This is a genomic window from Nocardia halotolerans (assembly GCF_042650145.1).
Classification (GTDB): Bacteria; Actinomycetota; Actinomycetes; order Mycobacteriales; family Mycobacteriaceae; genus Nocardia; species Nocardia halotolerans.
The window spans coordinates 98,101-111,804 of record NZ_JBHSDL010000001.1 but is presented as its reverse complement, the minus strand read 5'-3'; the positions used below and the strand labels follow the sequence as shown (position 1 = coordinate 111,804).

Here is a 13,704-nt window from a genome sequence, read left to right as displayed (position 1 = left end):
TCGGACTCACAGATCGAGCACCAATCGCTCACCGTGAGAACGGGATACGCAGGCGAGCATGGCACCCGCCGCGTGGTCGGCATCGGAGAGCACGCTCTCGCGATGATCGGGCACACCCGAGCGCACCCGCACCACACAGGTGCGGCAGAAGCCCTGCCTGCACGAATAGGGCTGGTCGGGGCGCGAATCGAGGATGGTGTCGAGCACGGTGCGGTCGGCGTCGACGGTGACCACCGCGCCGGTGGTGGCGAATTCGATCTCGAAGGGCACGCCGTCGACGACCGGCGGCGGTGAGAATCGTTCGAAATGCAGTTCCACCTGGGGCAACTCACGCACGGCGGCGACGATGGCCGAGGTCATCGGAGTCGGCCCGCAGGCGTAGACCGCGGTGCCCGGCCCCACTGCGGGCAGCAGGTCCGCGGCAGTGGGCAGGCCGTGCTCGTCGTCGGTGCGCACGACGACATCGGCGCCGAAGCTCTCGAGCTCGGCCAGGAACGGGATGGTGGCACGGCTGCGACCGCTGTAGACCAGCGTCCACGGCACACCCAGCCGGTGCGCGAGCCGGGCCATCGGCAGGATGGGGGTGATGCCGATACCACCGGCGACGAAGTGCAGGCGGTTCGCGGGCGAACCGTGCCCGGGCACCGCGAACGGGAAGGCATTGCGCGGGCCGCGCACCACGAACCGGCTGCCGATCGGCAGCGCGTCGTGGACCTCCGTCGAACCGCCACCACCGTTGGGGATCCGGCGCACGGCGATGCGGTAGGCGCGTGCGTCGGCGGGGTCGCCGCACAGTGAGTACTGGCGCAACCGGCCCGACGGCAGCTCCAGATCCAGGTGCGCGCCGGGCCGCCAACGCGGCAGGACCCGGCCGTCGGGTGACTCGAGGCGCAGGCTCACCACGTCCTGGTCGTGCGCTTCGATCCGGCGTTCGGTGACCACCACCGGCAAGCGGCGGTCCTCGACCCGGGTACGCAGTCCGCCCCGGTTCACCAGCGTGCTCCATCGCAGCCGGGTGGTCGCGATCGCGTCGATGATCCGGGTGCCCGGGTCGTGGCGGTACTTGCCGTAGAGGTCGGCCGGGATGCCGCGCGTGGTCACGACGCGGCCGCGCGGGCGCCGGGCGAGGCGGCCAGATAGGCGACGGCCTGGGCTGTCGAGCCGACCGACTGCGGGTTGTAACCGGGTTTGAAGGTCGACAGGGCACTACGCAGCAGCGACGGGACGCCGGGCAGGGCGCCGCGCCACATCGCGCCGAACACACCGGTGAGTAACCGCGGGTACCCGTGATCGGGCAACTGCGGGTCCTGGTGCACCAGGTAGCGCGTGCCCCGCAACAGCAGTACCAGGAAGATCGGGAAGACCAGGGTCATCGCCGCGCACCGGCGCACGTAGCCCACACCGAAGTATTCGGCCACATCGTGGGCGACGTTGCGGTGCTCCACTTCCTCGGCCCCGTGCCAGCGAAACAGGTCGGCCATGCGCGGGTCGGCACCGAACTTCTCCAGATCGGCGTTGAGGACCCAGTCGCCGAGCCAGGCGAAGAAGTGCTCGAGACAGGCGATGAAGGCGAGCCGTTCGACCAGTACCTGCCCGGTCCGGTCACCGCGCGGGCCGAGGGTGGTGCGGAACAGGTATTCCATCAGGCGTTCGTACGGACCGGTGTCGATGCCGTGCTCGGCGAGCACGTCGACGAGCACTTTGGCGTGGGTTTCCGCGTGCATGGATTCCTGCCCGATGAAGCCGAGCATGTCCTCACGCAGCTTGTCGTCACGGACGAAGGGCAGGGCTTCCCGGTAGGTCGCGATGAACATCCGCTCGCCCTCGGGCAGCAGCATGTTCAACGCGCTGATCAGGTGGCCGGCGAGCGGTTCGGCGGGCATCCATTGCAGAGCCACACCGGACCAGTCGAAAGCGACATTGCGCGCGTGCAGGGCGACCGTGCCCGGATCGACGTCCGGGTGTTCGGTGCCGCCGCGAAGTAGCTTCATCGGTACTCCTCGATCGACCGTGTGCGGGGACGCGACGATGCGTCCCGCTCGGTAGCCCGATGATACAACTATCCATTACGAGAAGTAACACCTAAAATTGCCAGCTCGCTTGCCCTAGGATCGCCAGCGCGACGGGCGCGGCCACCAGCACCCCGCACATCACGGCATTGACAGCCTTGTGCTCGACCAGCACCCCGACGTACTCGCGCAACAGGGCGCTGGGCAGGTAGTAGCGGGCGGTCGGCGCACCCACGGCTTGCGCGTCGAGCCCCAGCGAGCGGGCGAGCAGGGCCGTGCGCAGGACATGGAAATTGCTGGTCACCAGCAGGATTCGGCGGTCGATGCCACGCCCGGCCAGCAGTTCCCGGCTGAAGAGCAGATTCTCCCGAGTGGTCGTCGAGCGGTCTTCCTGCAGGATCTCGTCCTCGCGCACGCCGTGCTCCACGAGGTAGGCCGCCATGGCCCGGCTCTCCGCGATCTTCTCGTCGGAACCCTTGCCGCCGCTGGTCACCAGCAACGGCGGCAGTCCGTACGCGTGATCGGTGCGCCAGATACCCAGGGCCCGGTCGAGGCGGCTCGCCAGCAGCGGCGGCACCCGGTCCCCCAGCAGGCCCGAGCCGTGCACGACGATCGCGGCGACGTTGTCGGTGCGGGTGGTCCAGTCATAGACCAGCGAATAACCCAGGAACGCGACCAGCACGAAACCCAGATAGGCGGCCACCAGGACCACCGCCAGCAACACCACCCCCAACACTGCCCACTCCGCGACCACCGCGGCGACCAGCAGGACGTAGGGAACCAGCAGGGCAACGCCGAGCCCGAACGACAACACATTCGCCAACCGGAGACCTTCCCGCCGCAGCATCACCACGCCGTTGAGCATCAGCAGGCAGGCCAGCGCCAGCACCAGCAGTGGCGACAGCACCAAGGTCACCAGGACGAGCGCTTCCACCCCCGCCCCCTCGGCGCCGGAGCCGACCAGCGCGCCGCCCACGCACAGCAAACCGAGCAACAGCAGCACACCGTTGCTGAATCGGCGACGCTCCTGCCGGAATCGCAGCGCGAACACCCCGAGCACAACTACACCTATCGCCAGCAAGATCACCTGCCCCACCGTAGCCGCTGGAATTGCGATGCCGACCGGCCTGGATGCGGAATCACCTTACAGATCGCTGTGTCGTAGCTAACACATTCTCAGGTAGGCTCGATATACGCGGATAGAACCCGCTCAACAGCCAGGATGCTGATACAGCGGCACTCTCGTCCGCGGCCGCCGACCGGTAACTGGCCGGATGCAGAAGGAAGGAGGTGAGCATTTATGTTTATCGATTTCTTGCAGTGGTTGGCTACTGCGATCTTTGAATTCTTCGTCTGATCCGAATGTCGGACTGTGATGGCGCCCACCTAGGTGGACGCCATCATTGCGTATACGGCCCACACCCGAGCTGTTTCCCCTGCCGATCACCGGGTAGTCGCCAACCAACAGCGCCCACCCACCCAGGAGGAGCACACCATGCCTCAGCAAGCGTGGAGCGACAAACGCGAGCGGCAGTACAAGGACGTCAAGAAGTCCGAGCTCAAACGGGGCCACGGGGAGGACCGTGCCGAGGAGATCGCCGCGCGCACGGTGAACAAGACCCGCGCCCAGCACGGCGAGACGAAGGGCTCGAGCAAGTCGTCGGGCTCCGCGCAGAAGCGCGGCGGTCAGCGCGCTCAGGGCAGTGGCGGTAAGACCCGCGACGAACTCTACGAAGAAGCGCGCAAACGCAATATCGATGGCCGTTCGAAGATGAACAAGCAGGAATTGGCGCACGCCCTCGGTCGTGACTGACCCACCCACTGCGAAAGGTTCGCCATGCAGATCGGTTTCAAATTGGCGGCCGAGGCTTTCGATCCGAACGAGCTGGTGCGCCAGGCGGTTCGGGCCGAGTCCGTCGGCTTCGATTTCCTCGAGATGAGCGACCACTTTCACCCTTGGCTGGACAATCAGGGCCATTCGCCGTTCGTGTGGACGGTGCTCGGCACGATCGCGGCCCGCACCGATCGGATCGGCCTGGCCACCGGCGTGACCTGCCCGATCATTCGCTACCACCCGGCGATCATCGCTCAGGCCGCTGCTACTACCGCGTTGCTGTCCGACGGCAGGTTCACCCTCGGCATCGGTTCCGGTGAGCGGCTCAACGAGCACATCGTGGCCGAGGAGTTCCCGCCGATCCGCACCCGGCAGAAGATGCTGCGCGAGGCGCTCGAGATCATCCGGCTGCTGTGGCGCGGCGGTTATCGCAACTACGACGGGCGGTTCCTGTCGATCTCGGATGCCCGGGTGTTCGATCTCCCGGAAACCCTGCCGGACATCGCGGTGGCGGCGGCCGGGCCGAGTGCCGCCAAGATCGCCGCCGAACTCGGTGACGGGCTGTTCGCCCTGGAACCGGATCCGAGCGTGGTGCGCGACTATCAGCAGGCGGGTGGGGCCGGCCCGCGCTACGCCGAAGTGGGTGTGGCCTTCGCCGAGACCGAGCAGGCCGGTGCCGAGGCCGCGTGGTCGACGAACCGGTGGATGACCGGCGGCGCGAAGGTGATGACCGAGTTGCCCAATCCGGTGAACTTCGACGCCGCCTCCAGCAAGGTGCGGGTCGAGGACATGCAGCAAGCGCTGGTGTGCGGCAATGATCCGAAGCGGTTCGCCGACGCGGTGCGCCAGGCGGCCGATGCCGGCTACGACCGTGTCGTGTTGATGAACGCGGGACCCGACATCGACGCGTTCCTGGATTTCTACGGCAGCGACGTCATGCCGCTGGTGCGTTCCCAGATCTGACGGGAGGCCCGGATGGTCATGCGCGTGGGCACTTCCGGTTGGCAGTACCGCGACTGGCGCGGGGTGCTGTATCCGCCGGAAGTGCCGGTGCGGCGGTGGCTCGAGCACTACGCGGGCGCGTTCGCGACGGTCGAGTCGAACAATGCGTTCTACCGGTTGCCGAGCCGGGAGACCTTCACCGCGTGGCGGGAACGCACACCCGCAGACTTCGTCGTCGCGGTGAAGGCCAGCCGGTATCTGACCCATATCAAGCGGTTGCGGGACCCGGCCGAACCGGTGCAGCGGCTGCTCGAGCGGGCCGAGGGTCTCGGTGATCGGCTGGGCCCGGTCCTGCTCCAGCTGCCACCGACCTTGCGCGCCGATGCCGCGCTGCTCGACGAGTGCCTGCGCTGCTTTCCCGCCTCGGTGCGGGTGGCGGTGGAGCCCCGCCACGAATCGTGGTGGACCGACGAGATCCGGCACGTGCTGGAAAGGCGATCGGCCGCCCTGGCCTGGGCTGATCGGGATTCGCGCCCGGTCACCCCGCAGTGGCGGACCGCCGACTGGGCCTATCTGCGCCTGCACGCCGGCCGGGCGTCGCCGCCGCCGCACTACGGGCGGCAGGCGTTGCGCGGTTGGGCGCAGCGCCTGCTCGACACCTGGTCCGCCGATGCCGACAGCTACGTCTATTTCAACAATGACCCCGGCGGCGCGGCGGTCCGCGACGCGATCACCTTCGCCCACCTGGCCGCGCACGCGGGCGCCGATGTGAGTCGTGTGCCCGACCCTCACCCCGCGGTGGCGTCATGACCAAGTATCCCGGCGCCGGCGAATACCTTCCGAACACCGACGACCTGGCCGAGGTGCGCGCCGCCGCCGCGCACTGCCACGGCTGCGACCTCTACCGCGACGCCACCCAGACCGTCTTCGGCGCGGGTTCACCGCACGCGAGCACCGTCCTCATCGGTGAACAGCCCGGCAACGACGAGGACCTAGACGGTCATCCGTTCGTCGGCCCGGCCGGCCACCTGCTCGACCGCGCGCTCGACGACATCGGCATCGACCGCGCCACGCTGTATCTCACCAACGCGGTGAAGCATTTCCGGTTCGAGCAGCGCGGCAAACGGCGCATCCACCAGCAGCCCCGCCGCACCGAGATCGTCGCCTGCGCACCATGGTTGACCACCGAGATCGACCTGGTGGCACCCGAACTCGTGATCTGTCTCGGCGCGATCGCCACGCAGGCGGTGCTCGGCCCGAAGGCCAAGGTCACCGAATTGCGCGGCCGCACCACCGAAGCAGAGCACTACCGGGTGGGCGCGACAGTCCATCCGTCCTCGGTCCTGCGTGCGCCAGATCGCACGCAGGCCTACCGTGAATTCGTCGACGACCTGACCCGACTGTTCGAAGCCGGGTGAACTCCGAGATCACCAGCCGGGGTCGGTGTCCATCGGCACGTTGATCCAGCTCGGCCGGGCCGGGTCCAGCTCCAGGTGCTGAGTGCGCAGTCCGCTCTCGTTCAGCAACGGCCGCAGCGGGATTCCGCTGGGGAAGTTGCCCGCGAACACGTCGACGCGCAGCCGATGACCGGGCAACAGCACGCCGTCGGTGGCGCGGATGCCGATTTCGATCGTGGTCGGCTCTCCCGGCACGACGGGCTGACGGGTGTCGAGGGTGAGGAACGGGTACGGGTCGGTGTAGTCGCCGTTGGGTGAGCGGGTCGACTTGCTGTCGTCGACCGCGCGCAGCGAGGCCATCAGCTGACCCTGGGTCCACACCGTCGAACGACCGTCGGGGGCGACATCGTTGACCGTCACGGTCCAGTAGCCGTCGGTCGCGTCGAGCACGGTGTTGAGGTGTGCGGCGATGGCACCGGAGATCCTCGTCGGCTCGGTCACCGGCGCGGTGGTGAAGGTGAGCGCGGCGCCCTCACTGATCCGGGCATCCTTGGCGCACACATCGGGCAACGGAATCAGACCGGCCGTGCCCTGGGCCGCGTCCCGCGAACAGATGGTGGTCAGGCTGGGGTCCACCGAGACGCGTTGTGCCGCACCGGGCTCGGTGACCAGGCTGCCGTCGAAGCGGGCGCCCGGCGCGGTGCCCGACGACGCGGGGTCCAGATACATCCGGCGGTACTCCATGCCGGGGCGCGGGAACGCGACGTCGGTGGTCCACTGCTCACTGCCCTGCTGCCACAGGGTGACCGGGTCGTAGCGGTCGATGCCGTTGTCGATCCCCTTGAGCCACTTGTCGAACCACGCGCGCTGCAACGATTCCAGCGGTGCGGGCGCGCCCGGCTGACCCAGTCCCGAGCTCAGGGTGACGTGGTAGACGTCGCCCATGATGAGCTTCTTCTGTTCGGCGGGCACGTCCACCGCGTTGTAGATACGCGGGGTGGAGTAGGTGAAGATGTCGTGCCAGCCGCCGTAGAGGAAGGTGGGCACCTGGACCTGCTCCGGGTCGCCCACCCAGGCGGTGCGCAGTGGGCTCTCGTCGTCGAGGATCGCCGCCATCTCCGGCGGGATCTGCTCGACGGTGGGGGTGGTCAGGGCGGCGATGAGCACGTTGAAGAAGGTGAACGGGTCACGGACCCGGTCGGCGAGCCAGATCCAGTCGAACTTGCCGTTCAGGATCGACACCAGGTCGGGCAGCAGTTTGGCGCCGTCCACGGCGAGCAGCCAGGCCGGGATGAAGCCGATGCCGAGGGCACCGCCGGGTGCGGCGACGTCGCGGATCAGGTCGCTACCGGGCACGATCGGGAAGATCGCTTTGAGCGCTTCGGGCTTGCGCTGCGCGGTGTGGAGCTGGTTGATGCCCGAATAGGAGATGCCGCTCATCCCGATCTTGCCGTCCGACCAGGTCTGCTCGGCGGCCCAGTCGACGACCTCCACGCCGTCGAGTTGCTCGCGTTCACCGAACACCTGCCAGGTGCCCTGGGAGAAGCCGGTGCCGCGCACGTCGACGACCACCTGGGTGTAACCACCGCGGATCAGGTTGCGGTCGACGCCGAAGGTGCGGGCGGCGCCGCCGGGCAGCGCCTTCATCATGTCGCTGAGGCTGCTGAAGCCGAACGGCGAGAAGTCCAGGTTCTGCAGCACCGGCAGCAGGGTGTCGGCCAGGCCGGGCACCGCGAGCGCCGAGTCGGCGATGTTGGAGACCAGCTTGGTGTAGGGCGTCATGTTGACGATCGTGGGCGTCGGCTCGCTGATCGGCTGACCGTCGGCTCCGGCGGGGTGATAGACGTTGGCTTTCAATACCGTGCCGTCGCTCATCGTGATGGGCACGTCCCACTCGATGAAGACGTTCGGGTACTGCTGCGGGCCGTTGTGGGTGGCCGCGAACTGCGCGTCGAGCCCCTCGGCGGCCGGTGTCGCGAGCCCGGCCGGTGCGGATGCGACCGCACCGGCCAGCATCACCACGGATGCGACCAGCGCGGCCAGTCGCCCTCGATGTTTGATCATGCTTCGGTTCAACCCTCCACCATCGGGAACCATGACGTTCCCGTACCGGGAAGTAACGTAGCCTGCGTCACGGTCGATCGCAAGAACATGTTCTCCACCACCCTCGAACGGCGCCGCTCCGCACACCTGTCGGCTCACCTGACAGAATCGGCACTGTGACAGCGCCCGGACTCGACGCCGACGGTCGCCGATACCGCGGCGCCGCACCCGGGCAGCGTCAGCAGGATCGCCGCGCGCGGCTGGTCGAGGCGGCCACCGAGGTCTTCGGCACCGAGGGCTACCGGACCAGCACGGTCACCACCATCTGCGCGGCGGCCGGCGTCGGCAAGCGGTACTTCTACGAATCCTTCACCGACAGTGAGGACCTGCTGCTGGAAGTCCACCGGGAGACCGCCGCGCGGTTGATCGAGGCGATCCATCTGGGCGCCCGCGACGCCGAAGCCGACATCGACACCCAGGTGCGCGTCGCCCTCACCGCCTACTTCCAGCTCATCCTCGACGACCCCCGGGTTCCACGGATCGCGTTCTTCGAGATCCTCGGCGTGAGTCAGGCCGTCGACCGCGCCTACCACGAGGTGCTCGACGCCCTGGTCGACATCTGCCTGGCCCTGATCGCCCCGCACGTCGACCTCGAGACCCATCCCGCCGTGAGCGTGCGCACGGTGCTGTTCGGCCTGGTCGGCGCGATCGTGATCATCGCCCAGAAATGGGTGCTCGACGACTACCGCCAGCCGCTGACCGACGTGGTGGACAGCGCCTGCCTGGTGGTCGGCGCCGTGCTGGCCAGGATCGGTCCCGACGCCGCCTGACCGCGCCGGGGCGAGGTTGCCGCGCAGCGATCGAGACATATCGCCGATACCGGATCGACCGCCCGGTGGGCCCCGCTACCGTGGACCCACCACGCCAACCATAAGGAGGTCCGCATGCCGGAAACCGTCCGCGGAGTCGTCGCCCGAGCGAAGAACGCGCCGGTGGAAACGGTCGACATCGTAATTCCCGACCCGGGAGCCCACGATGTGGTCGTTCGAGTACAGGCGTGCGGGGTCTGCCACACCGACCTGCACTACCGCGAGGGCGGCATCAACGACGAGTTCCCGTTCCTGCTCGGCCACGAGGCCGCCGGAGTGGTGGAAACCGTCGGGTCGGCGGTGACCCATGTGTCCGAAGGCGATTTCGTCGTCCTCAACTGGCGCGCGGTCTGCGGCGAATGCCGGGCCTGCCGCCGCGGACGCCCCTGGTACTGCTTCGACACCCACAACGCCAGTACCCCGATGACGCTCACCGACGGCACCGCGCTCACCCCGGCCCTGGGCATCGGCGCGTTCGCCGACAAAACCCTCGTACACGAGAAACAGTGCACCAAGGTCGATCCCGAGACCGACCCCGCGGTCGCCGGACTCCTCGGTTGCGGCGTGATGGCCGGCATCGGCGCGGCGATCAACACCGGCGCGGTCTCGCGCGGTGACAGTGTCGCGGTGATCGGCTGCGGCGGTGTCGGCGACGCCGCGATCGCCGGTGCGCGACTGGCCGGCGCGGGCACCATCATCGCGATCGACCGCGACCCCCGGAAATTGGAGTGGGCCAAGGATTTTGGTGCCACCCACACCATCGACGCGAGCACCGCGGACGTGGTCGAGCAGATCAAGGAACTCACCGACGGGTTCGGCGCCGATGTGGTGATCGACGCGGTCGGCAGGCCCGAAACCTGGAAGCAGGCGTTCTACGGCCGCGACCTCGCCGGCACTGTGGTCCTCGTCGGCGTGCCGACCCCCGACATGACCCTGGACATGCCGCTCATCGACCTGTTCTCGCACGGCGGTGCACTCAAGTCGTCCTGGTACGGCGACTGCCTGCCCGAACGCGACTTCCCGATGCTCGTCGACCTGTACCGCCAGGGCAGGCTCCCGCTGGACCGCTTCGTCACCGAGCGCATCGGCCTCGACGACGTCGAGGAGTCCTTCGCCGCCATGGGCGCCGGTCAGGTGCTGCGTTCGGTGGTGCAGCGATGAGCGCGCGCATCGAACGCGTCGTCACCGCGGGCACTTTCAGCCTCGACGGCGGCACCTGGGACGTGGACAACAATGTCTGGCTCATCGGTGACGACTCCGAGGTCCTCGTCGTCGACGCCGCCCACGACGCCGACGCCATCACCGCCGCCGTCGGCAACCGGCACGTCACCGCCATCCTGTGCACGCACGGCCACAACGACCACGTCACCGTCGCACCGGAACTCGCCACGCGCCTCGACGCCCCGATCCTGCTGCACCCCGCCGACGACCCCCTGTGGCAGATGACCCACCCGGCGGTCGGCTACCGCTCGCTCGACGGCACCGACCGGATCACGGTGGCCGGCCTCGACATCGACCTACTGCACACCCCCGGCCACTCCCCCGGCTCGGTCTCGCTGCACGTACCCGACCTGTCGGCCCTGTTCACCGGCGACACCCTGTTCGCGGGCGGCCCCGGCGCCACCGGCCGCTCCTTCTCCGACTTCGACACCATCATCGATTCGATCCGCGACCGCCTCCTCACCCTCCCGGAGGACACCACGGTCCACACCGGCCACGGCGACACCACCACCATCGGCACCGAAAAACCCGCCCTCGCCGACTGGATCGCCCGGGGGCACTGAGAAACACCCGAAAGAGGTCATGATGTCGGACCGGAGCATGCAGATCAGCGCGCTCGCCGTGTATTTCGCGGTGATGATCGCGATCGGCTTCTACGCCTACCGCAAAACAGTCGATCACGAGGGCTACATGCTCGCGGGCCGTCGGCTCCCGGCCTGGGCAGCCGCCCTGAGCGCCGGCGCCTCCGACATGTCGGGCTGGCTGATCATGGGGTTGCCCGGTGCCATCTACGCGGCCGGGCTCATCGAAGCCTGGATCGCCGTGGGTCTCACCATCGGCGCCTTCCTGAACTGGAAGTTCATCGCGCCCCGGCTGCGCGCCTACACCGAAGTCGCCAACAACTCGATCACCATCCCGAGTTTCTTCGAGAACCGGTTGCGCGACGATTCGCGACTGTTGCGCATCGCCTCCGGCGTCATCGTCCTGGTGTTCTTCACCTTCTATGTCTCCTCGATGATGGTCGCCGGCGGTGAGTTCTTCAGGCTGGCGTTCGGCACCTCCTACATCACCGGACTGCTGATCGTGGCCGTGGTGACCTTGGCCTACACCCTGATCGGCGGGTTCCTCGGAGCATCGCTGACCGACGTGGTGCAGGGCGTGATGATGTTGCTGGCCCTGCTCACCGTGCCCGTGGTGGCGATGTTCGCGGTGGGCGGGTTCGGCGAGACCACCGACGCGATCCGCGAGGTCGATCCGAGCCGGTTGTCCTGGCTCGGGGGCGGATCACTCACCGCCGCGACGATCATGGGCATCATCTCGGCCGCCGCGTGGGGACTCGGCTACTTCGGGCAGCCACACATCATCGTGCGGTTCATGGCCATGCGCGGTGCGGCCTCGGCCAAACCGGCCCGGCGGGTGGGCATGACCTGGATGATCGTGTCACTGTTCGGCGCGGTCGCCTGTGGTCTGGTCGGGATCGCCTACTTCCAGCGCACCGCCAACGAACTGGACAACCCCGAGAACGTCGTGCTGGCCCTGTCGCAGCTGCTGTTGCCCCCGCTGGTCGTGGGTTTCGTGTTCGCGGCGGTGCTGGCGGCGATCATGAGCACCGTGTCGAGCCAGTTGCTCGTCAGTTCGTCGGCGTTCGTCGAAGACCTCTACAAGGTGCTCGGACGTGACAGTTCCCAGCGCACCCTGCTGCTGCTCGGGCGGCTGTGCGTGCTGATCGTCGCGCTGATCGCCGGTCTGCTCGCCGTCAACCCGAGCGGGACGATCCTCGAGCTCGTCGCCTTCGCGTGGGCAGGGTTCGGTGCCTCCTTCGGACCGGCCGTGGTGCTGTGCCTGTTCTGGCGCAAGCTCACCAACTGGGGTGCGCTGGCCGGCATGGTCACCGGCGCCGCCACGGTCGTGCTGTGGGCGGCGTACGGGCCCGACATCTACGGCGTCAGCCTGTACGAGATCGTGCCGGGCTTCTTCGCCAACGTCATCGTCTCGATTGCCGTCAGCTTGCTGACCTACCGGCCGAACCAGGAGATCGACGACGAATTCGACCGTGCGGTGGAGTTGTCCAAAGCCACCTAAGATCGAACGGATAGCTCCTCGTTCGAACGGAACTGCCATGCACGCGTCACCGCTCTACTACCTGGTCAGTCCCGCGGGCCACCCCAACTACGGGGACGAACTCATCACCGCCGGTTGGCTGCGGTATCTCGCCGAGACCGCACCGGAGGCGACGGTGTGGGTAGACACCCATTCACCGGGACCGGCACAGGTACTGCTCGGCGACCTCCACCCACGGGTGCGGTTCACCGACACCCTGTGGCGGTTGTGCTGGGAAGCCCCGTCCGAGGACCCGTGGCAGGTGGCGGCCTGGGTAGCCCGCGCCGTGGGCGACCCGGGCATGGCGCCGCGGTGGGATCGCGGCATCGACCTACTCGGCCGGGCCGAGGTGTTCCACCTGCTCGGCGGGGGCTACATCAACCGGATCTGGCCACGGCACATCGGTCTGCCGGCCGGCGTCGAGGCGGCGGCCCACCGGTCCGGTGCCCGCAGCGTGGCCACCGGTCTCGGCCTGTTCCCCGAGTCGCCCGGCACCGCGGAACTACTGCGCGCGCTCACCGCGCGGTTCGACATCGTCGACGTCCGCGACCAGGCCTCCGCCGAACTGTTCGGGGCGGCGGCCGGAGTCGACGACGTGTTCCTCGCCGAACCGCCCGTCCGCGCATCCGAGGAAGCGCCCGAGGTCATGCTCTGCGTGCAGAGCGACCTGCTCGAGGTCGACATCGCCGCGCTGGCCTCCGCGGTGCTGCGGATCCTGCGCGCCTGGGAGATCTCGCCCGAACAGGTGGGTGTGGTCGAGGCCATTCCGGGTGTCGACCGGGTGGTGTTCGACCTCATCGACCACCAACTGCCCGGCGCCCGCTTCTACTCGTTCGCCGAGGTCTGGGAACACGGTTTGCCGGTGTCGGCCACCCAGACCTGGCTCACCACCCGATTCCACATGCACGCGGTCGCGGCGATGAACGGTGCCGCCGGTGTCGCGATCCCGATCAGCACCGACTTCTACGGCACCAAACACCGCTCCCTGGTCGAACTCGGTTCGGGCTGGACAATATTGGACGACCTGAGCACAACACCGCAACGACCCACGGGCGCCGGATTCGATCCCGCCGTCGTGGCAGCGTCGCGAGCGGCGAAACGCACACTGGCCGAATCGATCTACTCCCCCGCCGAATCCCCTGTCGCCCCGACGAAGCCGCGCGGTAGATGGTCCGACGCCACCGAACGACTCAGCGCCGCGTTCTGGTCCAGCTCCACCCGCTGACCTCTCCCCGCACATCGATCTCGATCCCGTGTCCAGGTGGCTGTTCCGACCACGCTCGGCAAGT

At 68.1% G+C, this 13,704-nt stretch carries 13 protein-coding genes; 9 read left to right on the top strand and 4 right to left on the bottom strand.

What is annotated here, in order from left to right; translation table 11 throughout:
- Positions 1 to 6: 6 nt before the first annotated feature.
- The 3 genes from ACFO5K_RS00520 to ACFO5K_RS00510 all read right to left on the bottom strand — a co-directional run bounded on the left by ACFO5K_RS00520 (position 7) and on the right by ACFO5K_RS00510 (position 3,096).
- Complete coding sequence (locus ACFO5K_RS00520) at positions 7 to 1,101, bottom strand: PDR/VanB family oxidoreductase (protein ID WP_378555087.1); 1,095 nt, start codon at positions 1,099 to 1,101, stop codon at positions 7 to 9.
- Positions 1,098 to 1,991 carry a metal-dependent hydrolase gene (locus ACFO5K_RS00515; RefSeq protein WP_378555086.1) on the bottom strand — a complete coding sequence of 298 codons (894 nt, stop codon included), beginning with the start codon at positions 1,989 to 1,991 and terminating at the stop codon, positions 1,098 to 1,100. The genes ACFO5K_RS00520 and ACFO5K_RS00515 overlap by 4 nt, the downstream gene beginning before the upstream one ends.
- A gap of 91 nt (positions 1,992 to 2,082) precedes the next feature.
- Positions 2,083 to 3,096 carry a YdcF family protein gene (locus ACFO5K_RS00510; RefSeq protein ID WP_378555085.1) on the bottom strand — a complete coding sequence of 338 codons (1,014 nt, stop codon included), beginning with the start codon at positions 3,094 to 3,096 and terminating at the stop codon, positions 2,083 to 2,085.
- Between the two features lie 408 nt (positions 3,097 to 3,504).
- Here ACFO5K_RS00510 and ACFO5K_RS00505 point away from each other — a divergent pair, with 408 nt between their 5' ends.
- Genes ACFO5K_RS00505 through ACFO5K_RS00490 form a run of 4 tightly spaced genes read left to right on the top strand, consistent with a single transcriptional unit; the run spans position 3,505 to position 6,203 of the window.
- Positions 3,505 to 3,822: a plasmid stabilization protein gene (locus tag ACFO5K_RS00505; RefSeq protein WP_378555084.1), complete on the top strand. Its 318-nt coding sequence runs from the start codon at positions 3,505 to 3,507 to the stop codon at positions 3,820 to 3,822.
- 24 nt (positions 3,823 to 3,846) lie between these two features.
- Complete coding sequence (locus tag ACFO5K_RS00500; RefSeq protein ID WP_378555083.1) at positions 3,847 to 4,806, top strand: TIGR03557 family F420-dependent LLM class oxidoreductase; 960 nt, start codon at positions 3,847 to 3,849, stop codon at positions 4,804 to 4,806.
- Between the two features lie 12 nt (positions 4,807 to 4,818).
- Positions 4,819 to 5,595 (top strand): DUF72 domain-containing protein, encoded by a 777-nt coding sequence (locus ACFO5K_RS00495; RefSeq protein ID WP_378555082.1) that lies wholly within the window; start codon positions 4,819 to 4,821, stop codon positions 5,593 to 5,595.
- A complete protein-coding gene (locus ACFO5K_RS00490) occupies positions 5,592 to 6,203 on the top strand; it encodes a UdgX family uracil-DNA binding protein (RefSeq protein WP_378555081.1) in 612 nt (203 codons plus the stop codon). The genes ACFO5K_RS00495 and ACFO5K_RS00490 overlap by 4 nt, the downstream gene beginning before the upstream one ends.
- 9 nt (positions 6,204 to 6,212) lie before the next feature.
- Here ACFO5K_RS00490 and ACFO5K_RS00485 read toward each other — a convergent pair whose 3' ends face one another.
- Entirely contained in the window at positions 6,213 to 8,246 is a 2,034-nt protein-coding gene (locus tag ACFO5K_RS00485; RefSeq protein WP_378555080.1) for a CocE/NonD family hydrolase, read from the bottom strand.
- A 155-nt stretch (positions 8,247 to 8,401) separates the two neighbouring features.
- On the opposite strand from ACFO5K_RS00485, the gene ACFO5K_RS00480 reads away from it, so the two are divergent.
- The 5 genes from ACFO5K_RS00480 to ACFO5K_RS00460 all read left to right on the top strand — a co-directional run bounded on the left by ACFO5K_RS00480 (position 8,402) and on the right by ACFO5K_RS00460 (position 13,640).
- Entirely contained in the window at positions 8,402 to 9,055 is a 654-nt protein-coding gene (locus ACFO5K_RS00480) for a TetR/AcrR family transcriptional regulator (RefSeq protein WP_378555079.1), read from the top strand.
- Between the two features lie 114 nt (positions 9,056 to 9,169).
- Entirely contained in the window at positions 9,170 to 10,255 is a 1,086-nt protein-coding gene (locus tag ACFO5K_RS00475) for an S-(hydroxymethyl)mycothiol dehydrogenase (protein ID WP_378555078.1), read from the top strand.
- Positions 10,252 to 10,878, top strand: a complete 627-nt coding sequence (locus ACFO5K_RS00470) for an MBL fold metallo-hydrolase (RefSeq protein WP_378555077.1) — start codon at positions 10,252 to 10,254, stop codon at positions 10,876 to 10,878. The genes ACFO5K_RS00475 and ACFO5K_RS00470 overlap by 4 nt, the downstream gene beginning before the upstream one ends.
- A gap of 22 nt (positions 10,879 to 10,900) precedes the next feature.
- Complete coding sequence (putP, locus tag ACFO5K_RS00465) at positions 10,901 to 12,397, top strand: sodium/proline symporter PutP (RefSeq protein WP_378555076.1); 1,497 nt, start codon at positions 10,901 to 10,903, stop codon at positions 12,395 to 12,397.
- A 37-nt stretch (positions 12,398 to 12,434) separates the two neighbouring features.
- Entirely contained in the window at positions 12,435 to 13,640 is a 1,206-nt protein-coding gene (locus ACFO5K_RS00460; protein ID WP_378555075.1) for a polysaccharide pyruvyl transferase family protein, read from the top strand.
- The last annotated feature ends 64 nt before the right edge of the window (positions 13,641 to 13,704 follow it).

What these genes read in the sequence shown, in the direction of transcription:
- ACFO5K_RS00515 (WP_378555086.1), bottom strand. Translation starts at nt 1,991, where the DNA reads ATGAAGCTACTTCGCGGCGGCACCGAACACCCGGACGTCGATCCGGGC.
- ACFO5K_RS00505 (WP_378555084.1), top strand. Translation starts at nt 3,505, where the DNA reads ATGCCTCAGCAAGCGTGGAGCGACAAACGCGAGCGGCAGTACAAGGAC.
- ACFO5K_RS00500 (WP_378555083.1), top strand. Translation starts at nt 3,847, where the DNA reads ATGCAGATCGGTTTCAAATTGGCGGCCGAGGCTTTCGATCCGAACGAG.
- ACFO5K_RS00495 (WP_378555082.1), top strand. Translation starts at nt 4,819, where the DNA reads ATGGTCATGCGCGTGGGCACTTCCGGTTGGCAGTACCGCGACTGGCGC.
- ACFO5K_RS00490 (WP_378555081.1), top strand. Translation starts at nt 5,592, where the DNA reads ATGACCAAGTATCCCGGCGCCGGCGAATACCTTCCGAACACCGACGAC.
- ACFO5K_RS00485 (WP_378555080.1), bottom strand. Translation starts at nt 8,246, where the DNA reads ATGATCAAACATCGAGGGCGACTGGCCGCGCTGGTCGCATCCGTGGTG.
- ACFO5K_RS00475 (WP_378555078.1), top strand. Translation starts at nt 9,170, where the DNA reads ATGCCGGAAACCGTCCGCGGAGTCGTCGCCCGAGCGAAGAACGCGCCG.
- ACFO5K_RS00470 (WP_378555077.1), top strand. Translation starts at nt 10,252, where the DNA reads ATGAGCGCGCGCATCGAACGCGTCGTCACCGCGGGCACTTTCAGCCTC.
- putP (WP_378555076.1), top strand. Translation starts at nt 10,901, where the DNA reads ATGTCGGACCGGAGCATGCAGATCAGCGCGCTCGCCGTGTATTTCGCG.
- ACFO5K_RS00460 (WP_378555075.1), top strand. Translation starts at nt 12,435, where the DNA reads ATGCACGCGTCACCGCTCTACTACCTGGTCAGTCCCGCGGGCCACCCC.